This is a genomic window from Catellatospora vulcania, assembly GCF_009720385.1.
Taxonomy (GTDB): Bacteria; Actinomycetota; Actinomycetes; order Mycobacteriales; family Micromonosporaceae; genus Catellatospora; species Catellatospora vulcania.
The window spans coordinates 18,636-38,715 of the sequence record NZ_WARX01000020.1 but is presented as its reverse complement, the minus strand read 5'-3'; the positions used below and the strand labels follow the sequence as shown (position 1 = coordinate 38,715).

The 20,080-nt window shown below is 73.1% G+C and carries 16 protein-coding genes; 14 read left to right on the top strand and 2 right to left on the bottom strand.

Features of this window, described 5'->3' with window-relative positions:
- Positions 1–14: 14 nt before the first annotated feature.
- The 4 genes from F6W97_RS33410 to F6W97_RS33395 are packed head-to-tail and all read left to right on the top strand — an operon-like array spanning position 15 to position 5,846.
- Positions 15–1,154 carry an AAA family ATPase gene (locus F6W97_RS33410; protein WP_230687191.1) on the top strand — a complete coding sequence of 380 codons (1,140 nt, stop codon included), beginning with the start codon at positions 15–17 and terminating at the stop codon, positions 1,152–1,154.
- Entirely contained in the window at positions 1,151–1,612 is a 462-nt protein-coding gene (locus F6W97_RS33405) for a bpX5 domain-containing protein (RefSeq protein WP_155374555.1), read from the top strand. Before F6W97_RS33410 ends, F6W97_RS33405 begins: the two co-directional genes overlap by 4 nt.
- The gene (locus F6W97_RS33400; RefSeq protein ID WP_155374554.1) at positions 1,609–3,222 is read left to right on the top strand and encodes a hypothetical protein; all 1,614 of its coding nucleotides are present in this window, start codon (positions 1,609–1,611) and stop codon (positions 3,220–3,222) included. The genes F6W97_RS33405 and F6W97_RS33400 overlap by 4 nt, the downstream gene beginning before the upstream one ends.
- A complete protein-coding gene (locus F6W97_RS33395; RefSeq protein ID WP_155374553.1) occupies positions 3,219–5,846 on the top strand; it encodes a bpX6 domain-containing protein in 2,628 nt (875 codons plus the stop codon). The genes F6W97_RS33400 and F6W97_RS33395 overlap by 4 nt, the downstream gene beginning before the upstream one ends.
- Positions 5,847–5,853: 7 nt before the next feature.
- On the opposite strand, the gene F6W97_RS33390 is transcribed toward F6W97_RS33395, so the two are convergent.
- Positions 5,854–7,170, bottom strand: coding sequence for a serine hydrolase domain-containing protein (locus F6W97_RS33390; RefSeq protein ID WP_155374552.1), 1,317 nt, complete (start codon positions 7,168–7,170; stop codon positions 5,854–5,856).
- A 197-nt stretch (positions 7,171–7,367) separates the two neighbouring features.
- On the opposite strand from F6W97_RS33390, the gene F6W97_RS33385 reads away from it, so the two are divergent.
- Both F6W97_RS33385 and F6W97_RS33380 read left to right on the top strand, forming a co-directional pair.
- Positions 7,368–7,802, top strand: coding sequence for an NfeD family protein (locus F6W97_RS33385; protein WP_230687190.1), 435 nt, complete (start codon positions 7,368–7,370; stop codon positions 7,800–7,802).
- Positions 7,802–8,809 (top strand): SPFH domain-containing protein, encoded by a 1,008-nt coding sequence (locus F6W97_RS33380; RefSeq protein WP_155374551.1) that lies wholly within the window; start codon positions 7,802–7,804, stop codon positions 8,807–8,809. Before F6W97_RS33385 ends, F6W97_RS33380 begins: the two co-directional genes overlap by 1 nt.
- A 60-nt stretch (positions 8,810–8,869) precedes the next feature.
- Here the strand turns inward: F6W97_RS33380 and F6W97_RS33375 are convergent, their stop codons facing one another.
- Positions 8,870–9,607, bottom strand: coding sequence for a polyprenol monophosphomannose synthase (locus F6W97_RS33375; protein WP_155374550.1), 738 nt, complete (start codon positions 9,605–9,607; stop codon positions 8,870–8,872).
- 158 nt (positions 9,608–9,765) lie between these two features.
- On the opposite strand from F6W97_RS33375, the gene F6W97_RS33370 reads away from it, so the two are divergent.
- The 8 genes from F6W97_RS33370 (at position 9,766) to F6W97_RS33335 (ending at position 20,012) form a co-directional block, all read left to right on the top strand.
- The gene (locus F6W97_RS33370; RefSeq protein WP_230687189.1) at positions 9,766–10,563 is read left to right on the top strand and encodes a TrmH family RNA methyltransferase; all 798 of its coding nucleotides are present in this window, start codon (positions 9,766–9,768) and stop codon (positions 10,561–10,563) included.
- 171 nt (positions 10,564–10,734) lie between these two features.
- A complete protein-coding gene (locus F6W97_RS33365) occupies positions 10,735–11,178 on the top strand; it encodes a hypothetical protein (protein ID WP_155374548.1) in 444 nt (147 codons plus the stop codon).
- A gap of 127 nt (positions 11,179–11,305) precedes the next feature.
- The gene (locus tag F6W97_RS33360; RefSeq protein ID WP_456236812.1) at positions 11,306–13,159 is read left to right on the top strand and encodes a PucR family transcriptional regulator; all 1,854 of its coding nucleotides are present in this window, start codon (positions 11,306–11,308) and stop codon (positions 13,157–13,159) included.
- Positions 13,160–13,338: 179 nt separating this feature from the next.
- Complete coding sequence (locus tag F6W97_RS33355; protein ID WP_155374546.1) at positions 13,339–14,637, top strand: aspartate aminotransferase family protein; 1,299 nt, start codon at positions 13,339–13,341, stop codon at positions 14,635–14,637.
- 100 nt (positions 14,638–14,737) lie between these two features.
- Entirely contained in the window at positions 14,738–16,240 is a 1,503-nt protein-coding gene (locus tag F6W97_RS33350) for a CoA-acylating methylmalonate-semialdehyde dehydrogenase (protein WP_155374545.1), read from the top strand.
- Positions 16,241–16,586: 346 nt separating this feature from the next.
- On the top strand, positions 16,587–18,017 hold the full coding sequence (gene ngcE / locus F6W97_RS33345) for an N-acetylglucosamine/diacetylchitobiose ABC transporter substrate-binding protein (protein ID WP_196279435.1): 1,431 nt from the start codon (positions 16,587–16,589) through the stop codon (positions 18,015–18,017).
- 80 nt (positions 18,018–18,097) lie between these two features.
- Positions 18,098–19,009, top strand: coding sequence for a carbohydrate ABC transporter permease (locus tag F6W97_RS33340; protein WP_155374544.1), 912 nt, complete (start codon positions 18,098–18,100; stop codon positions 19,007–19,009).
- 58 nt (positions 19,010–19,067) lie between these two features.
- Positions 19,068–20,012 (top strand): carbohydrate ABC transporter permease, encoded by a 945-nt coding sequence (locus F6W97_RS33335; RefSeq protein WP_230687188.1) that lies wholly within the window; start codon positions 19,068–19,070, stop codon positions 20,010–20,012.
- The last annotated feature ends 68 nt before the right edge of the window (positions 20,013–20,080 follow it).

The window sequence follows — 20,080 nt, the reverse complement described above, 5'->3', positions numbered from 1 at the left end:
CCTATGCTCGGCCGGTGACCGACACCCCCACGCCGTTGCTCGCCGCGGACGCGCAGGCGGTCCGCGCCGCCGTCGACGCCGCACGCTCGTCACTGGTCGATCGTGAACTGATCGCCGAGGTCGTCACGCTGTGCGCGGTCGCCGGCGAGCACCTGCTCGTGATCGGACCGCCCGGCACGGCGAAGTCGGCCGCGGTGCGCTCGGCCGCCGCCCAGCTCGGCGGCGCGTACTTCGAGTACCTCGTCGGGCGCTTCACCGAGCCCAACGAGATCTTCGGCCCGGTGGACCTGCGCCGGCTGCGCGAGGGCGTGATGGCGTACGAGACGGCCGGCATGCTGCCCGCCGCCGAGATCGCGTTCCTGGACGAGGTGTTCGCCGGGTCCACCGCGATCCTGAACACGCTGCTCGGCCTGCTGAACGAGCGGGTCTTCCGGCGCGGCGCGACCGAGCTGGCCAGCCCGCTGCGGGTGTGCGTGGGCGCGGCCAACGCGCTGCCCGACGACCCGGCGCTGGCCGCCTTCGCCGACCGCTTCCTGGCCCGGGTGCACGTGCACCCGGTGCCCGACGCGAGCCTCGAAGACCTCCTCGAACTGGGCTGGACCGGGCCGGAGCAGGCCCCCGCCGCGGGGGTCATGCCCGCGGTGGACCGCCTCGCCACCGCGGCGCGCGGGTGCGAGCTGGACGAGGTACGGCCGCTGCTGGCGGCCGCGCTGCGCCGTATGCGCGAGGCCGGGATCGGGCTGAGCGACCGGCGGGCCGTGCGTACGCAGCGCCTGGTCGCGGCCGCGGCAACGCTCGACGGCCGCCGGGTGGCCTCCGCCGCGGACCTGTGGGTGCTGCCGCTGACCGCCCCCACCGAGCACGACCAGGCACAGGCCCGGGAGGTGCTGGCCGACCTGCTGAAGCTGTCCGCCAGCGGCACGCTCGCCCACGCCGCCGAGGAGTTCTCCCGGGGCCCGCTCGCCCGTGCCGAGCGGCTGGCCACCGCCGGGAACCGGCTGCTGGCCCAGCTGGCGGGCACGGAACTCGCGCGCGACGACCGGCTGCGGCTGGAGGCGACCCTGCGCGAGATCGACGCCGGGTTCCCCGCCGACGAGCTGCCCGACGTGCTGCGCGAGATCCGCGGCCGGCTGGCGGGCCTGGTCGCCCCGTGACCGCCGGGCCGGCCTGGCGACGGCGCGAGCCACCGCTGGACCCGGCGGCGGTGCTCGCCACCGGAACGGCGGTCGAGGCGCTGGCGGCGCGTACCCGCGAGCACCCCGCGGCGGGCCGGTTGCGAGCGGCCGCCGGCGACGGGTGGCTGCTGGTCCTCGGCGAGGCGGCGGACCTGCCGTGGTCGCCGCAGGTGCGCTACCTCGGCTGGGACGCAGGCGTGCTGATGCCGACGGCGCTGCGGCCGGGCGCGCCGGCCGACCTCGCCGCGCGCGAGGCCCGCCGCCGGTGCGGGCAGGAGCTGGTCGTCCTGCTGCCGGACGCCCTGCTCGGCGGGCCGATGCCGGCCCGCCCGCTCGACGTGCGGCGGCTGCCGTCCCCGACGCAGACGCAGGCACCGTCGCAAGGCAAGACACCGTCGAGGCAGGCGGATTCGCCGTTCCCTGAGGCGACCCCATGACCGGGCTGCCACCGGCGCTGGCCCCGTGGTCGGCGCAGCTGTCGGTGCTGATCGACGAGGTCGCGCTGGCGCTGGGACCGCTGGTGCGCCGGATCACCGAGCTGATCGCCGACGACGGCTTCGCGGTGGCGCCCACCGGCGAGCCGGACGGCTACGACGGGCTGTCGCCGCGGGGCGGCCCGGACCGGCTGCTGGTGTCGGAGTGGCTGCTCGCGACCGAGCTGCCCGACGAGTTCCTGCGCCGCGCGGCGACCGGGGAGCTGAGCTACCTCGCCGCCGCGGCCCGGCGGCCCGCGCCCCGGGGCAGCGTGGCGGCGGTGGTGGACTGCGGGCCGGCGCTGTGGGGCGCGCCCCGGCTGGCGCAGCTGGCGACCCTGCTCGTGCTGCACCGGCGGGCCGCCGAGCGGGGTGTGCCGTTCGAGCTGCACGTGCTGGACGCGGCCGGCGCGACCCCGTACGGCGGCACGCTGGAGCAGGTGCTGCGGACCTTCCTCAAGGCCCGCTCGCACCTCGTGCCGGACCCGGACACGGTGCGGGCGGCGCTGGCCGGGCTGCCGGAGCAGACCTGGCTGCTGACCGCGCCCGCGCTCGCCGCCGCGGTGGGCCACCCGCGCACCGTGGCGTACGAGGAGGGAACCTGGACCGCGGCCGGGCCCGCCGAGGTGCGCCTGTGGCATCAGGGCCGCCGGTTCGCGCTCCCCATGCCGCCTGCCGGGCCGGCGGTGCGGCTGCTGCGCGGGACCGGCTTCGCGAACTGGCGTGATCCGGACGCCGTCCCGCGTACCAGGGCCGGGCTGCGCCTGCCGGTCTTCCCGGACACGTCCACGATGCTGCTGGCGCGCGGCGGCGACGACCGCACCGTAGTCAGCGCGCCGGTGCTCGACGGCCGGATGCGCCGGCACGGGTTCAGCCGGCCGGTGCTTACCGCGTGGCGGCAGGGGCGGCGCGTGCTCGCCCTGACCGAGGTCGGCGGCGACCGGATGCTGCTGGAGGTGGCCGGCAGGCCGCTGCCCGGCCTGCAGTACCGCACCTGGCCGCGGGAGGAGCTGAGGTGGCGACCGGACCGGCCGCTGCGGCCGGTGCACGCGTACGGAGGCGGCCTGCTCGTGGAATCGGCGGGGTCCTGGTGGCGGCTGACCGCCGCGGGAGCGGTGGAGAAGTCCGACGTGGTGGCCGTCCGCAGCCTGGCCGGCGGCAACCTGGTGCTGGCGCGGGACGTCGGCGGGGAGCGGACCACCGTCACCGACCGGCCGGACCTGCCCGGGGGGTGCCTGCTGACGCCCGACGAGAGCGGCGGCTTCGCGTGGTCCGAGGACGACTGCGTCTGGCTGAGCCCCGGCGGCAACGAGTTCCTGCCCGGTGGCGGGGTGCTCGGCGTGACCCTGGTGAGAGGCGAACCGTCGATGATCGAGAGCGAGCCGGACGGTTCGGGCGTGTTCCTGACGACCGAGCGCGGCCGCCGGGAGCTGACCCGGTGGTCGTACGGCGGCGGGCCGCCCTCGCTGCACCCCGGCCGGCCCTGGCTGGCCGTGACCCGGACCGACGGCACCGTGGAGGTCGTCGACCTCGACGCCGACCGGGTGGTCCGGCAGTGGGAGCCGCCGTCGTGAAGGGGTACGTGACGGCGTCCGCCTTCGTGCTCGACGTGGAGCTGACAGGCCGGGCGCGGGCGCGGGCCCGCGCCGCCGAGCTGTGGCAGCCGGGTGCCGCGCTGCGCCTGCTGCCCGGTGGCGGTTGGCTGCTGGAGCTGGCCGCCCCGGTGCGGGTGCGCTGGGACCGCGCGCCGGGTCTGCCGCTGGCGACGGCCGGGACCGGCCTGACCGCGTACGGCGTGGACGGTCCTGCCCCGGACCGCGAGGTCGTGCTCGCGCACGGGGTGCGGCACCGGCTCGACGAGCTGGTCGAGCTGCACCTGGACGTGGACCTCGGCGAGCTGCCGGTGTCGCTGCTGGAACCGCTGGACCAGCCCGCGCCGGAGCCGGACCCGCTGCCGGAGCCGCCCCGGGCGGTCGTCGAGCTGCGGCGACGTGCGGGCCTGACCGAGCCGCCCCGGTGGCGTTTCCGGGTCGGGGCCGCCACGGCAGCCGTCGCGCGTCTGCTGCCCCTGGCGCTGCTGGGCGCCTGCGTGATCGTGGCGGCGGTGGCGGTCGTGCGGCTGGTCCTCGACCTGCGGAGCCTGTCCGTCCCGGCTGCGTCGTGCGCCGTCGCCGCCCTGGCTGCGATGGTGCTGATCGCCCGCTGGGCGGACGGCGTGGAGGCGGGCGGTTCCGGTCACGGCCGGTCCGCCGGGGCAGGCGCGGGGCGCGGTCCCACGGGTGGCCGGGAGCGCTGGTGGCAGCGGCTGACCACGCGGCTGGCGGCGACCGCGCCGCTGCTGCGCCGCCGGCAACTGAGCTACCTGGAGCAGGTGCGCCGGTCGTTCGCCCGACGGGACTGGGACCGGGCCCTGCGGGCGGCCGTGCCGCTCGGCGGGGTGCCCGGGAAGGCCTCCCTGGGCCTGCCGCGTCCCTGGCAGGGCGCGCTCGCGCCCAGCCGGTTCGGCCGCTCCGGCGGCAGGGGACTCGGCGTGTCCGGCGTCGAGGACCTGTTCCGGGAGGTCTACCGGCAGGCCGCGGTCGACCTGGAACGGGCCGGGGAGCTCGACAAGGCCGCGTACGTGCTGGCCGATCTGCTCGACGCGCCGGCGGAGGCGGTGCAGCTGCTGGCCCGGCACGGGCGCCTCCACCTCGCCGCCGCGCTGGCCGAGAGCCGCGGGCTGGAGGCCGCCGTGGTGGTCCGGCTGTGGTGGCGGGCCGGTGAGCGCCGCCGCGCCGTGGACACGGCCCTGGCCCGCGGCGCGTTCGCACAGGTGCTGGACCGTCTCGGGAAAGACGACTCGGCGCTGGCGCGGGAGCTGCGCGCCGCCTGGGCGCAAGCGCGCCGGGAGGCCGGCGACCACCTCGGGGCGGTCACCGTGGCCTGGCCGGACCCGCTGCTGCGCCCGGCCGCCGGACCCGACATCGACGCCGCGCTCGCCCGCGGCGGCCCCGACGGCTCCGCCGCCCTGGCGTACCTGCTGGCCGGCGACGGCATGGCGGCCGAGACAGCGCGCACGCTGATCGACGACCCGGCCCGGACCGCGGACTGCGCGGCGTTCCTGGACGTCTTCGGCACGGTGCCCGCTGCGGACCCGTCGGCCGACCGCAGGATCGCCTCCGCGGCGCTGCGGCGGCTGACCGTGGATCCGACGCTCGCCGTCGGACACCGCGTCCGGGATGCCCTGGCCGCGCGGGCGGACCGGCTGCTGGTGGCCGACCTGCCCGCGCCGCTGCCGCCGCCCACCGCGCCGATCCTGCGGCACCGGATGCCGTCCGGCCGGGCCGGTGAGCTGCCGGTGCACGACGCCGTGCCCGTCTCGCCCGAACTGATCCTGCTCGCGCACGGGGCCCACGGCGTACGCCTGGTGCGCCCCGACGGCCGCGTCGCCGCGCGCTGGGACCTGCCCGCGCACCGCCTGATCCCGGCCGACCACGGCGCCCACGTGCTCGTCGCCTCGGCGGCCAAGGGGGCCGTCGAGCTGCACCGCCTGGACCTGGCCACCCGGCGGACCGAGGGCTGGGCGACGCTGCGCGTGCGGGTGCTGCCCACGTCGTACGACGGCAACGTGCTGGTCCACGCCGACGGCGACGGCATCGCGTTCGCCGCGACCACCGGCGGGCGGCCGCGGGTCACCTGGCGCGAGCTGGACTCGCGGCACGGCCTGGCGCTGCTGGCGCGCTCGGCCGACACGATGTCGGCGCTGGTCGCGCTCCCGGACGCGCCGACCGGTGCACTCCAGCGCTGGCAGTGGGACCTGCCCGGGGTGGTGCTGCGCGGGCGGCCGGAGGTGTACACCCACGACGTGACGCACGCGGTGCTGCTCGCCGCGGGCGACCTGATCCTGCGCACCGACGACGGGCAACTGCGGATGCTGGGCGGCGACAGCGGGTGGCAGGTGCTGCGCGAGCGGACCGGCGACGAGGCCGTGCTGCTCTCCTGCGGCGACGTGTACGCCGTCGCCGACGGCGGGCAGGTCACCGTGGCGACGGCGGCGGGCGGCGTCGCCGAGCTGGCCGGGGAGGCCGGTCAGGCCGGGCTGCGCGGGATGCACGCGCACCGGGGGTCGGTGGCGCTGTGGGACGCGCAGGACCGGGTGCTGGTGCTGGACACCGCGACCCGGCGGCCCACCGCGTCGTTCCCGACCCGCCTCGGCTGACCGCGGGTCAGGGCTGCCTGGTGTGCAGGAACGTGGCGATGTCCAGTTCCACCGGGGTGCGGTCGGCGTCGCGGCGCACCCGCATCACCTCGCCGTCGTTGCTGCCGCTGTGGCAGCGCCACACGTCCGCGCCCGCGGTGGTGAACCGCCACGGGGTGCCGGGCACGGTGACCGGGGTGAAGACCAGCTCGCCCGCGGCGGCGTCGAAGCGGGCGGCGAACTCGCGGCCCATCCACCACCAGGTCCCCTCCAGCTCGTGCGGCTGCCCGGCGGGCTGCGGCTGCCACGGGGCCGGGCGGTCCGGCTCGGCGTCGAGGACGTCGGCCAGCAGCTGCCGGCTGAGGTCGGCCATGCGCCGCCCGTGCAGCGTGTACGCGTTGGCGAAGGCGACCACGCCGGTCCGGCTGGGCCGGTGCGTCCACAGGTGGGCCAGGTAACCGGGCATCGAGCCGCCGTGCCCGGCGAAGATGCGCTCGCCGCTGCGGACCAGTTCCAGGCCGAGCCCGTGGCCGGTGGTCCAGGCGTCCAGATCGGTCATCACCACCGGGGCGCACATCTCGGCCAGGGTCGCCGGGGCGAGCATCGCCGGGTCCGGCTCGGCCAGGAATGCGGCCCATTTGAGCAGGTCGTTGGCGGTGGACCAGAGCTGCCCGGCGGGGGCCATCGCGCCGGCGTCGGTGCGCGGCTCCTCGTGCAGCGTGCCGTGCCACGGGTGCACCACGTAGCCGCGGGCGAACGGCTCGACCTCGCGGTAGCTGGTGCGGGTCATGCCCAGCGGCTCCAGCAGCCGCTTGGTGACCAGCTCCGTCCAGTGCAGACCGGTGAGCTTGTGGGCGACCGCGCCGAGCAGCCCGTAGGCCAGGTTGGAGTAGTGGTAGGCGCGGTGCGGCGGGTAGGCCAGCTTGTCCGGCGTCAGCGCGGCGAGGAAGGTGTCCAGGTCGGGGCCGTCGTGCCGCTCCCACCACAGGCCGTCGGGCTCGCGCTGCAGGCCGGAGATGTGGCCGAGCAGCTGCCGGATGGTGATCGCGCTGCCGACCGGGGTGCCGGGCAGGTGCCGGTAGAGCAGGTCGTCCAGGGACAGCGCGCCCTCGTCGCGCAGCTGCATCACCAGCACCGCGGTCAGCGTCTTGCTGATCGAGCCGATCCGGAACTGGGTGTCGCCGGTGGGCGCGGCCCCGGTGGCCGGGTCCGTGCCGGCCACGGCCAGGTGGGCCGGTCGCCCGTCGCGCACCACGGCCGCCACCAGGCAGGGGGTACGCCCCTGCGCCTGGGCGCCGGCGACCAGCTCGTCGAAGCGTGCCGCGGTCTGCGTGTTCAGCGTCATCGTCACTCCACCCTGTGCGCACCCGCCGGCGTGGTAAACCGCCTCGTGCGCTGCCAACTGCGCTGGACAACCTATGCGGACAACGGCGTCCAGGCCAAGGCGTTACCGCGGCTGGCTGCGCGTACCTCCGGATCTGGCCGAACGGACGAGGAGATCCAGGGCCCCCATCACTGGCGCGAGCGTGACACGATCAGCTCGTGGAAGATTGGATGTGGTGGCTACTCCTCGCAGCGGTGGCGGTGATCGCGGAGCTCTTCACCGGCACGTTCGTGCTGCTGATGCTTGCTGCCGGCGCACTCGTCGCCTCGCTGGTGGGTCTTGCCGGGGCGCCCGGCTGGGTCCAGGGCATCGCGTTCGTCGTGGTGTCCGTCCTCTCGCTGGCGGTGGTGCGCCCCTGGATGAAGCACCGCTGGTTCCGGCAGGATGCTGACGCCGCCTCGATGGGGCTGTCGGTCACCGAAGGCTCCGACGCGCTGGTCGTGGAGCGGGTCGACGCCGACAACGGCCTGGTCAAGATCGGCGGCGAGCTCTGGCGGGCCCGGCCGTACGACGCCACGAAGTCGTATGTCCCGGGTGACCGGGTCCGGGTAGTGAAAGTGGACGGCGCGACGGCGCTGGTCTGGAGGGATTGATGGAGACTTTTATTACCGCCCTGGTGGCCATCATTGCGCTGATCGTCCTGATCACGCTGATCAAGATGGTCAAGATCGTGCCGCAGCAGCGCAACGACGTGGTCGAGCGCCTCGGCAAGTACAACCGCACGCTGACCCCGGGTCTGAACATCCTGGTGCCGTTCATCGACGCCGTGCGGACCAAGGTCGACCTGCGCGAGCAGGTCGTCAGCTTCCCGCCGCAGCCGGTGATCACGTCGGACAACCTGGTGGTCTCCATCGACACCGTGCTGTACTTCAAGGTCATCGACCCGGTGCGGGCCACCTACGAGATCGCCAACTTCCTGCAGGCGATCGAGCAGCTGACCGTCACCACCCTGCGTAACGTCATCGGCTCGATGGACCTGGAGCGGTCGCTGACCAGCCGCGAGGAGGTCAACCGGCAGCTGTCGGCGGTGCTCGACGAGAACACCGGCCGCTGGGGCGTCAAGGTGACCCGTGTCGAGATCAAGGCGATCGAGCCGCCGCCGAGCATCCGCGACTCCATGGAGAAGCAGATGCGCGCCGAGCGTGACCGCCGTGCCGCGATCCTCAACGCCGAAGGCGTCAAGCAGTCGCAGATCCTCACGGCCGAGGGTGACAAGCAGGCGGCGGTGCTGCGTGCCGACGGTGACCGCCAGGCCCGCATCCTGCAGGCCGAGGGCCAGGCCAAGGCGATCAAGCTGGTCGTCGACGCCATCCACGTGTCCTCGCCCGACAACAAGGTGATGGCCTGGCAGTACCTGCAGGCCCTCCCGCAGATCGCGGCCGGCGCGTCGAACAAGCTGTGGATCGTCCCGGTCGAGCTGACCAAGGCGCTCGACGGCATCGCGTCGACCTTCGGCGGCCTGCGCAGCGACCCGGAGGCGGCCGAGGCCGCCCGCGAGTCCGGCGCCGAGGCCGAGGCCGAGGCGCAGCGGCTGGCGGCGGAGGCGGCCGCGGCCGTCAAGGAGATCGAGATCGAGACCAGCCGCCTCCCCAAGGAGTGACGGACGGCACGAAAGAAGGGGCCGGCAGCCTGGCTGCCGGCCCCTTCTCGTGTGCCCGGGTCAGCGCGGGTCGCGCCCCATCAGCAGCTTCCACGGCACGAGCGCCGACTCGATCTGCACGCCGAGGCTCATCTTGGAGACGCCTTCCTCGCGCTCCTCGAACTTGATCGGCACCTCGGCGATGCGCAGGCCGCGGCGTACCACGCGGTGGTTCATCTCCACCTGGAAGGCGTACCCGTTGCTCTGCACCGACGCGACGTCGATCGCGCGCAGGGTGGCCGCCCGCCAGGCCTTGTAGCCCGCGGTGGCGTCCTTGACCCGCAGCCGCAGGATCGTGTTGACGTAGAAGTTCGCCCAGGCCGACAGCGCCTTGCGGTGCCACGGCCAGTCGCTGGCGACCGCCCCGCCCGCGACGTAGCGCGAGCCGAGTACGACGGCCGCGTCGGTCTCCGCCAGCGTCTGCAGCATGGCGGGGATCGCCGTCGTCGGGTGGGACAGGTCGGCGTCCATCTGGATCACGATGTCCGCGCCCTCGTCCAGCGCCTGGGTCATGCCCGCCACGTAGGCCCGGCCGAGCCCGTCCTTGGCCGTGCGGTGCAGCACCCCGACCGGGACGGGCCCGTCGACGGCCAGCTTGTCGGCGACCTCGCCCGTGCCGTCCGGCGAGTTGTCGTCGACCACCAGCACGTGCAGGTTCGCCACCGGCAGTGCGGCCAGCAGGTCGACGAGCTTCGGCAGGTTGTCGCGCTCGTTGTACGTGGGCACGACCACGGTGATCTTCGGAGCGGTGCTCTTCATGGATACCTCGGGATTGGGGACGTCCGACCGGCTGAGCGGGTCAGGGCAGACGGCCGATGGACGGGCGGCGGTGGCCGATCCTACCTTCCGGCGGAGCCGAACGCCCCAAGCCCGGTGTCGCCGCCGGGCCGCGCCGCCCAGGACGGCAGAATCGGGACGTGGAACTGATCACGGATCCGGGCGACGAACGCATCGCCGACTACCGGGCGCTGACCGACGTCGAGCTGCGTACGCGCTGGGAGCCGCCGCACGGGCTGTTCATCGCCGAAGGGGAGCTGGTGCTGCGGCGGGCGCTGCGGGCCGGTTACCGGCCGCGGTCGTTCCTGGTCGAGGCCAAGCGCGCGGGGCAGGTCGCCGATCTCGACGGCGCGCCGGTCTACGGTGCCGACCCGGAGGTGCTGGAGCAGGTCACCGGCTTCCACGTGCACCGCGGGGTGCTGGCCAGCTTCCACCGCCAGCCGGCACTGCTCGCCTCGGACGTGCTGGCCGCGGCGCGGCGGGTGGTGATCCTGGAGGACATCAACAACCACACCAACATCGGGGCGATCTTCCGGGGCGTGGCGGCGCTCGGCGTGGACGCCGTGCTGCTCTCGCCGACCTGCGCGGACCCGCTCTACCGGCGCAGTGTGCGGGTGAGCATGGGCGAGGTGTTCGCGATCCCGTACGCCAAGCTCGACCCGTGGCCGCAGGCGCTGTCGGAGGTGCGGGACGCGGGATACACCATCCTGGCGATGACCCCGGCCGCCGACGCGGTGCCGATGCAGCGGCTCACCGACACCCAGCGGCTGCGCCCGGCGCTGCTGCTGGGCGCGGAGGGGCCGGGCCTGTCCCGGCACGCCCTGGACGCCGCCGACGTACGGGTGCGCCTGCCCATGCGCCGCGGCGTCGACTCCCTCAACGTGGCCGCCGCCACGGCCGTCGCCTGCTGGGAACTCACCCGCGACGACCCCGCCTGACCCGGCCCGGCCCGCACCGCTCGCAAGATCCGTTTTTGTGGACGCCGGACGTTGCCATGACAGCGTCCGGCGTCCACAAAAACAGATCATGGTTGCCGCGCGGCCGGGTCTGCGCGCGATGGTTGCCACTGCCTACACTGCGCGTCATGAATCTCCGAGGCGGGGGACGCCGTGCTGACCAGGCTCGGGCGGCGTATCGGCTGGTGGGTGGTGCCGGTGGAGGTGCTGGCCCTGGTCGGGGCGATGCATCTCCTGCTCGTGGTGCTGATCGCCGTCCTCGGTTCGGAGCCGGGCCCGTTCAGCTGGCCGATGTTCCTCTCCGTCTGGATCTTCTTCGCGGCCTTCGGGACGGCATCGGCCTGGTGGGAACGGCGCCGCGGCGTCCCGCCGGACGAGCCCGAATGGCGTGCCCGTGCGCCGCGGCGGTTGCTGCCGGGCATCGCGGTCGCCGACGTGTGGTGGACGGCCACCGTCGCCGCGTCGGGGCTGACGGTGTACCAGGGCGGCCTGGGGCTGTGGTACGGCGCTCTGCTGAACGGGCTGGGGGTGCTCCCGCTGGTGCTGCTGCGCCATCTGGCCGACCGGTACCAGCAGGCGGAGACGGCAGCTTCGTGACCGGGTGGCCGGGGCGGCGCGGCGGCGTGGATAGGCTGAACGCACCATAGGGCTGTCGAGGTCGGGGAATGGCCAGCTGTTGTAGACGTGCCGGGCGCGACGCCGCGGCGGGACCGCGGTGACCGCGGTGTTCCCGACGGTGCGTGAGGTGATCGCGCTGGACTCGGTGCGGATCGGCGCGCCCCGGCTGGTCGCGGGGGAGTCAGGGCTCGACCGGCCGGTGCGCTGGGTGCACTCGGCGGAGGTGCCCGACATCGCGACCCTGCTGCGCGGCGGCGAGCTGGTGCTGACCACCGGCATCGGGCTGCCCGCCGACGACGCGGGCGTGCGCGCCTTCGTCAACGACCTGGCCGAGGTCGGCGTGGCCGGGCTGATCGTGGAGCTGGGGCGGCGGTACACGGCGAGCGTGCCGCGGGTGATGGCGGCCGCCGCGCAGAAGGCCGGGATGCCGCTGATCGAGCTGCGCCGGCCCACCCCGTTCGTGCAGATCACCGAGGCGGTGCACGCGCTGATCGTGGACGCGCAGCTGGCTGAGCTGCGGGCCACCGAGCAGATCCACCAGCGCTTCACCGAGCTGAGCGTGGAGGGCGCGGAGCCCGCCGAGGTGGTGCACCAGGCCGCGCAGCTCGCGGGCTGCCCCGTGGTGCTGGAGAACCTGGCCCGGCAGGTGCTGGCCTACGACGCGGCCGGGGACCGCGCGGAGATGCTCCTGGACGGCTGGGAACAGCACTCCCGGCGGGTCAAGGCGCAGCCGTCGGGCAGCGGCCGGACCGGCTACGACCCGGACACCGGCTGGCTGGTGACCCCGGTCGGGGCGCGCGGGCAGGACTGGGGGCGGCTACTGCTGCGCTGGCCCGCGTCGGGCACGGCGCAGGGCTTCGCGGCCTCCGGTGGCGGGGACGCCCCGGCGGACGCCGGGCCGGGCGTGACCCGGCCGGCGCCGGCTGAGCACCTGGCAGGGGCAGGCTCGGCAGAGCGCGCGGGGTCCGGGCGCGCGGGCGGACCGGGGGCACCCGCCGATCGCCCGGGGGCCGGTGCGGCGCCGGGTCGGGACGCCTCGTGGGAGGAGCCGGATGCGGGCTTGGCCGCGCCCTCGGCGACACCTCCGACGCGGTTGACGATCCTGCTGGAGCGGGCCGCGTCGACGCTGGCGCTGGGGCGGCTGATCCGCCGCGACGCTGAAGGGCTGGAGCGGCAGCTGCACGGCACCCTGCTGTCGGCGCTGCTCGACCACAGTCTGCCGGTGTCGGAGGTGGCGCTGCGGGCCGCCGCGCTGGGCATCCAGCTGGAGCGCCGCCGCCTGGTCGGGGTGGTGGTCCGGCACCGGGACGAGTCGCTGGCGGCGGGCACCGAGGCCGGTCAGGCCGCGCTGCGCGACCTGGCCGACGCCGTGTCGCAGGCGCTGCGCGAGGCCAAGCAGACCGGGCTGACCAGCGCCGTCGACGATCGTGCGGTGGGGGCGCTGCTGGCGGTGCGCGGGGAGGAGGAGCCCGCGCTGGAGTCCTTCGCCGCCGCGCTGCGCCGGGGACGGGCCGACACGCTGCTGATCGCGGCGGGTTCGGGCGTGGACAGCCTGCGCGAGGCCCGGCGCTCGCTGGTCGAGGCGCGCCAGGTGGCCGAGGCGGCCCGGCATGATCCGACCGGCCCGGCCGTGCAGCGGCTGCCCAACGTGGGCCTGCCCGGCCTGCTGCACCTGCTGCGGGACGAGCCGCGGCTGCAGACGTTCGTGGAGCGCCAGCTCGGGGCGCTGCTCGCGTACGACGCCGAGCATCCGAAGGACGCGCTGCTGCCGACGCTGCGGGTGTTCCTGGAGCACGGGCGCAACAAGTCGATCGCCGCGGGCGCGGCGCACCTGTCCCGGCCCGCCTTCTACGAGCGGCTGGCCCGGATCGAGCGCATTCTTGGAGTAGACCTGGACTCGGTGCAGGTGTGCCTGTCACTGCACGTGGCGCTGCTGGCTCGGGACGCGTTGCGGGGCTAGGCCGAAACCTTCGATTCTTAGGCAAGGCGCCCGGCGCGTACTCCCTCGGGTTGACGACCTGTCAGGCGGACGCGGCGGCGGCTGGCAGGATGTAGCTTGCCCGGGGCAGCCGGAGCTGGGAGCGTCCAGGGTGATCTGACACACAGCCGTATACCGCCCGCCGAAGGACGTGTTAGCCCATGAGCACCGACGAACTGCTCAACCGCCACCGCGCTGTCATGCCCAACTGGATCAACCCGCTGTACGCCGAGCCGATCGAGCTGGTGTCCGGTTCGGGCTGCCGGGTCACCGACGCGTCGGGGCGCACGTACCTTGATTTCTTCGGCGGCGTGCTCACCAACATGATCGGGTACGACATCCCGGAGATCTCCGACGCGGTGCGCCGCCAGCTCGACAAAGGCATCGCGCACTCCTCGACGCTTTACCTGATCCGCAAGCAGGTCGAGCTGGCGGAGAAGATCGCGAAGGTGTCCGGCATCCCGGACGCGAAGGTGTTCCTGGCCAACTCGGGCACCGAGGCCAACGACACCGCCCTGCTGCTGGCCACCCAGTACCGGCGCAGCAACCAGATCCTCGCGATGCGCAACAGCTACCACGGCCGCAGCTTCGCGGCGCTCGCGGTGACCGGCCAGCGCAGCTGGTCGGCGACCTCGCTGTCCCCGGTGAACGTCAGCTACCTGCACTCCGGCGACCGGCTGCGCGGCGTGTTCGCGGGGCTGTCCGACGCGGAGTTCATCGCGCGCTCGGTGACCGACCTCCGCGAGGTGTTGGCCACCACCACCGCGGGCGACGTGGCCTGCCTGATCGCCGAGCCGATCCAGGGCGTGGGCGGCTTCGTCGCACCGCCCGACGGCTACTTCAAGGCGATCAAGGAGGTGCTGGACGAGCACGGCATCCTGTGGGTCTCCGACGAGGTGCAGACCGGCTGGGGCCGCACCGGCGAGCACTTCTGGGGCTACCAGGCCCACGACGCGGTGCCGGACATGCTGACCTTCGCCAAGGGCATCGGCAACGGCTTCACCCTGGGCGGTGTGGTGGCCCGCGCCGAGATCATGGACTGCCTGAACGCGGTCTCGTTCAACACGTTCGGCGGCAACCCGATCAGCGCCTCGGCGGGCCAGGCGGTGCTCGACTACGTGCTGTCCCACGACCTGCAGTCCAACGCGGCCCGGGTCGGCGAGGTGCTGCACGCCGGCGTACGCGGCCTGGACTCCCCGATCGTGGCGGAGGTGCGCGGCAAGGGCCTGATGCTGGCGTTCGAGCTGGTCCGGCCGGGCACCGGAGACCCGGCTCCCGAGCTGGCGCTGCGGGTGCTGGAGGAGACCAAGGCCAACGGCCTGCTGGTCGGCAAGGGCGGCCTCTACGGCAACGTGATCCGGATGGGCCCGCCGCTGACGCTGACCGAGGCCGAGGCCAAGGAGGGCCTGGACATCCTGGCCGCCGCGCTGTCGGCGGCGCACCGCCAGGCGACGGCATGACCGGGTACGACGGACATTCCGGCACCGCCCACGCGGCGGCGTCCGGCGGCACCACGCGGACCGCGCCCCTGGCCGGCCGCGCAGGAAACGAGGCACAGGCATGAGCGGCGACATCGGATACATCACCCATTTCGTGGACGGCAAGCCGTGGGAGCACGGCGCGACCCGGCAGGGCGAGGTGTACGACCCGGCGTCCGGGCAGGTGGCCGCGCTGGTGGACTTCGCGTCGGCGGCCGACGTCGGCGCGGTGGTGGGCGCCGCCGACCGCGCGGCGCGGGCCTGGCGCGACGCCTCACTGGCCAAGCGCAGCACGGTGCTGTTCGCGTTCCGCCAGCTGATCCACGAGCGGCGCGACGAGCTGGCCGCGGCGATCACCGCCGAGCACGGCAAGGTGCTGTCGGACGCGGCGGGGGAGGTGCAGCGCGGCCTGGAGGTGGTCGAGTTCGCCTGCGGCATCCCGTCGGCCCAGCGCGGCTTCTTCAGCGAGAACGTGTCCACCGAGGTGGACTCGTACTCGATCCGCCAGCCGCTGGGCGTGGTCGCGGTGATCACGCCGTTCAACTTCCCGGCGATGGTGCCGCTGTGGTTCGCGCCGATCGCGATCGCGTGCGGCAACGCGGTGGTGCTCAAGCCGAGTGAGAAGGACCCGAGCGCGTCGGTGCTGCTGGCGTCGTGGTTCGCCGAGGCGGGGCTGCCCGACGGCGTGTTCAACGTGGTGCACGGCGACAAGGAGGCCGTGGACGCGCTGCTGACGCACCCGCAGGTGAAGGCGGTGTCGTTCGTCGGCTCGACGCCGATCGCGCGGTACGTGTACGAGACGGGCACCGCGCACGGCAAGCGGGTGCAGGCGCTGGGCGGGGCGAAGAACCACATGGTGGTGCTGCCCGACGCCGACCTCGATCTGGCCGCCGACGCGGCGGTCAACGCGGGCTTCGGCTCGGCCGGCGAGCGCTGCATGGCGATCTCGGTCGTCGTCGCGGTCGACCCGGTCGGCGACGAGCTGGTCGGCAAGATCGCGCAGCGGGTGGCGGGCATCCGCACCGGTGACGGCCGCCGCGGCTGCGACATGGGCCCGCTGGTCACCAGGGTGCACCGGGACAAGGTCGCCTCGTACGTCGACGCGGGTGAGCGGGCCGGCGCGAAGGTGGTCGTGGACGGCCGCAGCGTGCAGCCCGACGCCGACGGCTCCGGGTTCTTCCTCGGGCCGACGCTGTTCGACCAGGTCACGCCGCAGATGTCGATCTACACGGACGAGATCTTCGGGCCGGTGCTGAGCGTGGTCCGGGTCGGCACGTACGACGAGGCGCTGGCGCTGGTCAACGGCAACCCGTACGGCAACGGCACGGCGATCTTCACCAACGACGGCGGGGCCGCCCGGCGCTTCCAGCACGAGGTGGAGGTCGGCATGATCGGCGTGAACGTGCCGATCCCGGTGCCGATGGCGTACTACTCCTTCGGGGGCTGGAAGGCGTCGCTGTTCGGCGACACCCACGCGCACGGCGCGGAGGGTGTGCACTTCTTCACCCGGGGCAAGGTGGTCACCAGCCGGTGGTTGGACCCGCGCCACGGCGGGATCAACCTGGGGTTCCCGACCCAGCACTGATCGTCGACCGAACCCCGTCCATGCGGCCTGAGCTGCGTGGACGGGGTTTCGTGTTTGTGAGAGGATCGGCCCCCGCGGCTCCGATCGTGCCGCTCCGGCGAGACGGTCGGAGCTTTCGTCATGTCCGGGCGGGGGGAGTGGTGAAAACTTTCACCGCGCGGGGTAGATGAACGGCTGATCAACGGGTCATGAACGCCTGGGGGCGAATTATGGGGGTTCTGTAGAAGCTCTACGTAACGTTTCTGCGGCGACACCTTGCCTACTGGTGACGGCGGCCGTAAGAATCCTTCAGAACACGGCCGAAACTTGTAGGGAAATACCAGACCGTCTCTGGCAAGGAGTGGTGATGGCTCAGTCCGACCTGAACCGGCGAACGGTGCTGCGGCGTGCCGCCGCGGCGGGCATTCTCGCCGGTCCGGCCGCGGGGCTGCTCAGCAGCTGCGCGCTCGGCGACGACACATCCGGCGACACGTCCGGCAAATACGAGGGCACCAAGAGCGACAAGAACCCCCTGGGTGTGAAGGAAGACGCCCCGCTCGACGTCGTCATCTTCAATGGCGGCTTCGGCGAGGACTACGCCAAGGCCCACGAGGCGATGTACAAGGAGACCTACCCCAAGGCCGAGGTCAAGCACTCGGCCGTGGTGGAGATCAACAAGGAGCTGCAGCCGCGCTTCGTCGACGGCACCCCGCCGGACTTCGTGAACAACTCCGGCGCCGGCCAGATCGACCAGGGCGGCCTGGTCGCCCAGGGCGCGCTCGCCGAGCTCAGCCCGCTGCTGGACGCGCCGAGCCTGGACGTGCCCGGCAAGACCGTGCGGGAGACCCTGCTGCCCGGCACGGTCGAGAGCGGCAGCTTCGACGGCAAGACGTACATCCTGAACTACGCGTACACCGTCTACGGCATCTGGTACTCCACCAAGCTCTTCACCGCGAAGGGCTGGGAGTACCCGAAGACCTGGGACGACCACATCGCGCTGTGCAAGAAGATGAAGGCGACGGGCCTCGCGCCCTGGACCTACCAGGGCAAGCACCCGCGGTACATGTCCTGGCCGGTGATCTCCACGGCGATCAAGTTCGGCGGGCCGCAGGTCGCGCTGGCGATCGACAACCTGGAGCCGGGCGCGTGGACCTCCGACGCGATGAAGGCCGCGGCCGACGCCTGGTACCAGATCGTCAAGGACAAGTACATCCTCGAGGGCTCGCCCGGCCTGGACCACAAGCAGTCGCAGACCGAGTGGTGCAAGGGCAACGCCGCGTTCATCTCCTGCGGTTCCTGGCTGGAGAACGAGCAGAAGGCGGTCACCCCCGAGGGCTTCAACATGGCCGTCGCCCCGACGCCGAGCCTCGGCTCGGGCGACAAGCTGCCGTTCACGGCCATCCGCGGCACCGCCGGCGAGCCGTTCGTGGTGCCCGCCAAGGCCAAGAACGAGCGCGGCGGCATGGAGCTCATGCGGCACATGCTGTCCATGAAGGGCGCGAAGGACTTCACCGGCAAGGTCTCCAGCCTGTCCGTGGTGTCCGGCGCGGCCGACGGGATCACCCTGCCGTTCGGTCTGACCAGCGCCGTCAAGGCGCTGGCCGACTCGGGCAGCAACGGCTTCAACTGGGTCTACAACGTGTACTACCGCAAGCTGGAGCGCGAGCTGGTGGACGCGGCGTGCGGCGAGTTCTTCTCCGGGCGCACCACGCCCGCAGAGTTCCTCGCGGCCTGCCAGAAGGGCGCCGACCTGATCGCCGCCGACACCACCTTCAAGAAGTACAAGCGCAACGCGTGACGCGCTGAATCCGCGGCGTCCGCCGGGCCCGTACCTGGGCCCGGCGGACGCCGTACCGCACTCGATGGGGAGGGCAAGACGTGAGACACGGGAAGTATCCGCTGCTGTTGGCGTTCCTACTGCCACCGTTGGCGCTGTACGGCTACTTCGTGGTGTCCCCGTACGCCCAGTCGTTCCTGATCGCGATGACGAACTGGCAGGGGCTGTCGCCGGCGTACGAGTTCGTCGGGTTCGACAACTTCAAGCGCATGATGGGCGACGAGTACGTCTGGAACGCCCTGCTCAACAACCTGTGGCTGCTGGTCCTGCTGCCGCTGCTGACCATCGCGCTCGGCCTGTTCCTGGCCACCATGCTCAACGTGGGCGGCCGGGGTGGGCGCAGCACGGTCACCGGCGTGCGCGGCTCCGCGCTCTACAAGGTCATTTACTTCGCGCCGCAGATGCTGTCGGTGTCGATCGTCGGCGTGCTCTGGGCCGAGGTCTACAACCCGCGCAGCGGCCTGCTCAACTCGGCGCTGCGGGCGCTCGGGCTGGACGGGCTGGCCAAGGTCTGGCTCGGCGACCCCGCGTACGCCTTCTGGGCCGTGCTGGCGGTCATGGTCTGGGCCAACGTCGGCTTCTACGTGGTGCTGTTCGGCGCGGCCATGCAGTCTGTGCCGCGCGACATCTACGAGGCCGCCGCCCTGGACGGGGCGAGCCGACTGACCACCCTGGTGCGCATCACCGTGCCGCTGCTCTGGGACACCATCCAGGTCGCCTGGGTGTACCTGGCCATCCTGGCGCTGGACGGCTTCGCGCTGATCCACGTGATGACCCGCGGCGGCCCGAACTTCTCCACCGACGTGGTCGGCCTGCGGCTCTACACCGAGGCGTTCGGCGACTACAAGTGGGGCTACGCGTCGGCCATCGGGGTCGTGATGTTCTTCGTGACCCTCAGCGTCACGGTGCTGTCCCTGCGCCTGACCCGCCGCGAGAGGATCGAGCTTTCATGAGCGAGCGAATCATGTGCGCAGGCACTCATGCAGGCGACGAGCGAAGCGAGGAGACGGCATGAGTGAGCAGACCATGGACGCCGCGCCCGCGACCGTCGCCGCGCGCAGCCCGCAGAACGCGCCGGCGGACCGCCCGGTCAAGCCCGCCGCCGGGGAGGCCGGCCGGGGCCGGAAGGTCTTCGACGGCACGCTCAACGTGTTCTCGCACGCCTTCCTGGTGGTGTGGGGCCTGCTGACCGCGCTGCCGCTGCTGTGGGTGGTGCTCAGCTCGTTCAAGGACGACGCCGAGATCCTGGGCGACCCGTGGGGCCTGCCCAGCGCGCTGCGCTTCGACAACTTCGCCCGCGCCTGGACGCACGGCAACATCGGGCAGTACTTCGTGAACACCGGCATCGTGCTGGCCGGTTCGCTGACGCTGACCATGCTGCTCGGCGCGACCGCCGCCTACGCCCTGGCCCGCTATAAGTTCTTCGGCAGCCGGCTGGTCTACTTCGTGTTCGTCGGCGGCATGATGTTCCCGGTCGTGCTGGCCTTCGTGCCGCTGTTCAAGATCGTCGGCGGAGTGGGGCTGCGCGACACCCTGCCCGGCCTGATGCTGATCTACACGGCGTACTCGCTGCCGTTCACGGTCTTCTTCCTCACCGCGTTCTTCCGCACCCTGCCCGACGCGGTCGCCGAGGCCGCCTACATCGACGGCTGCGGGCCCTTCCGGACCTTCTTCAGGGTCATGCTGCCGATGGCCAAACCCGGCCTGATCAGCGTCGGCATCTTCAACTTCCTCGGCCACTGGAACCAGTACCTGCTGCCCGTCGTCCTGATCACCTCGGACGAGAAGCAGGTGCTCGCCCAGGGCCTGGCCAACCTCGCCATCAGCGAGGGCTACCGCGGCGACTACTCGCGGCTGTTCGCCGGCCTCACCCTGGCCATGCTGCCGGTCCTGGTGGTGTACGCGGTCTTCCAGCGCCAGGTGCAGTCCGGCCTCACCGCCGGCCAGATGAAGTGAGTCCTAGCACAACCGCGCCATAGGGGACGCCCGTACGGGGCGACGACCAGCGTTTATCCATCTGGGGA

Excerpts from the sequence above, each read along its gene's own strand:
- F6W97_RS33350 (WP_155374545.1), top strand. The coding sequence starts at position 14,738 with ATGAGCGGCGACATCGGATACATCACCCATTTCGTGGACGGCAAGCCG.
- F6W97_RS33400 (WP_155374554.1), top strand. The coding sequence starts at position 1,609 with ATGACCGGGCTGCCACCGGCGCTGGCCCCGTGGTCGGCGCAGCTGTCG.
- F6W97_RS33335 (WP_230687188.1), top strand. The coding sequence starts at position 19,068 with ATGAGTGAGCAGACCATGGACGCCGCGCCCGCGACCGTCGCCGCGCGC.
- F6W97_RS33375 (WP_155374550.1), bottom strand. The coding sequence starts at position 9,607 with ATGAAGAGCACCGCTCCGAAGATCACCGTGGTCGTGCCCACGTACAAC.
- F6W97_RS33380 (WP_155374551.1), top strand. The coding sequence starts at position 7,802 with ATGGAGACTTTTATTACCGCCCTGGTGGCCATCATTGCGCTGATCGTC.
- F6W97_RS33390 (WP_155374552.1), bottom strand. The coding sequence starts at position 7,170 with ATGACGCTGAACACGCAGACCGCGGCACGCTTCGACGAGCTGGTCGCC.
- ngcE (WP_196279435.1), top strand. The coding sequence starts at position 16,587 with ATGGCTCAGTCCGACCTGAACCGGCGAACGGTGCTGCGGCGTGCCGCC.
- F6W97_RS33355 (WP_155374546.1), top strand. The coding sequence starts at position 13,339 with ATGAGCACCGACGAACTGCTCAACCGCCACCGCGCTGTCATGCCCAAC.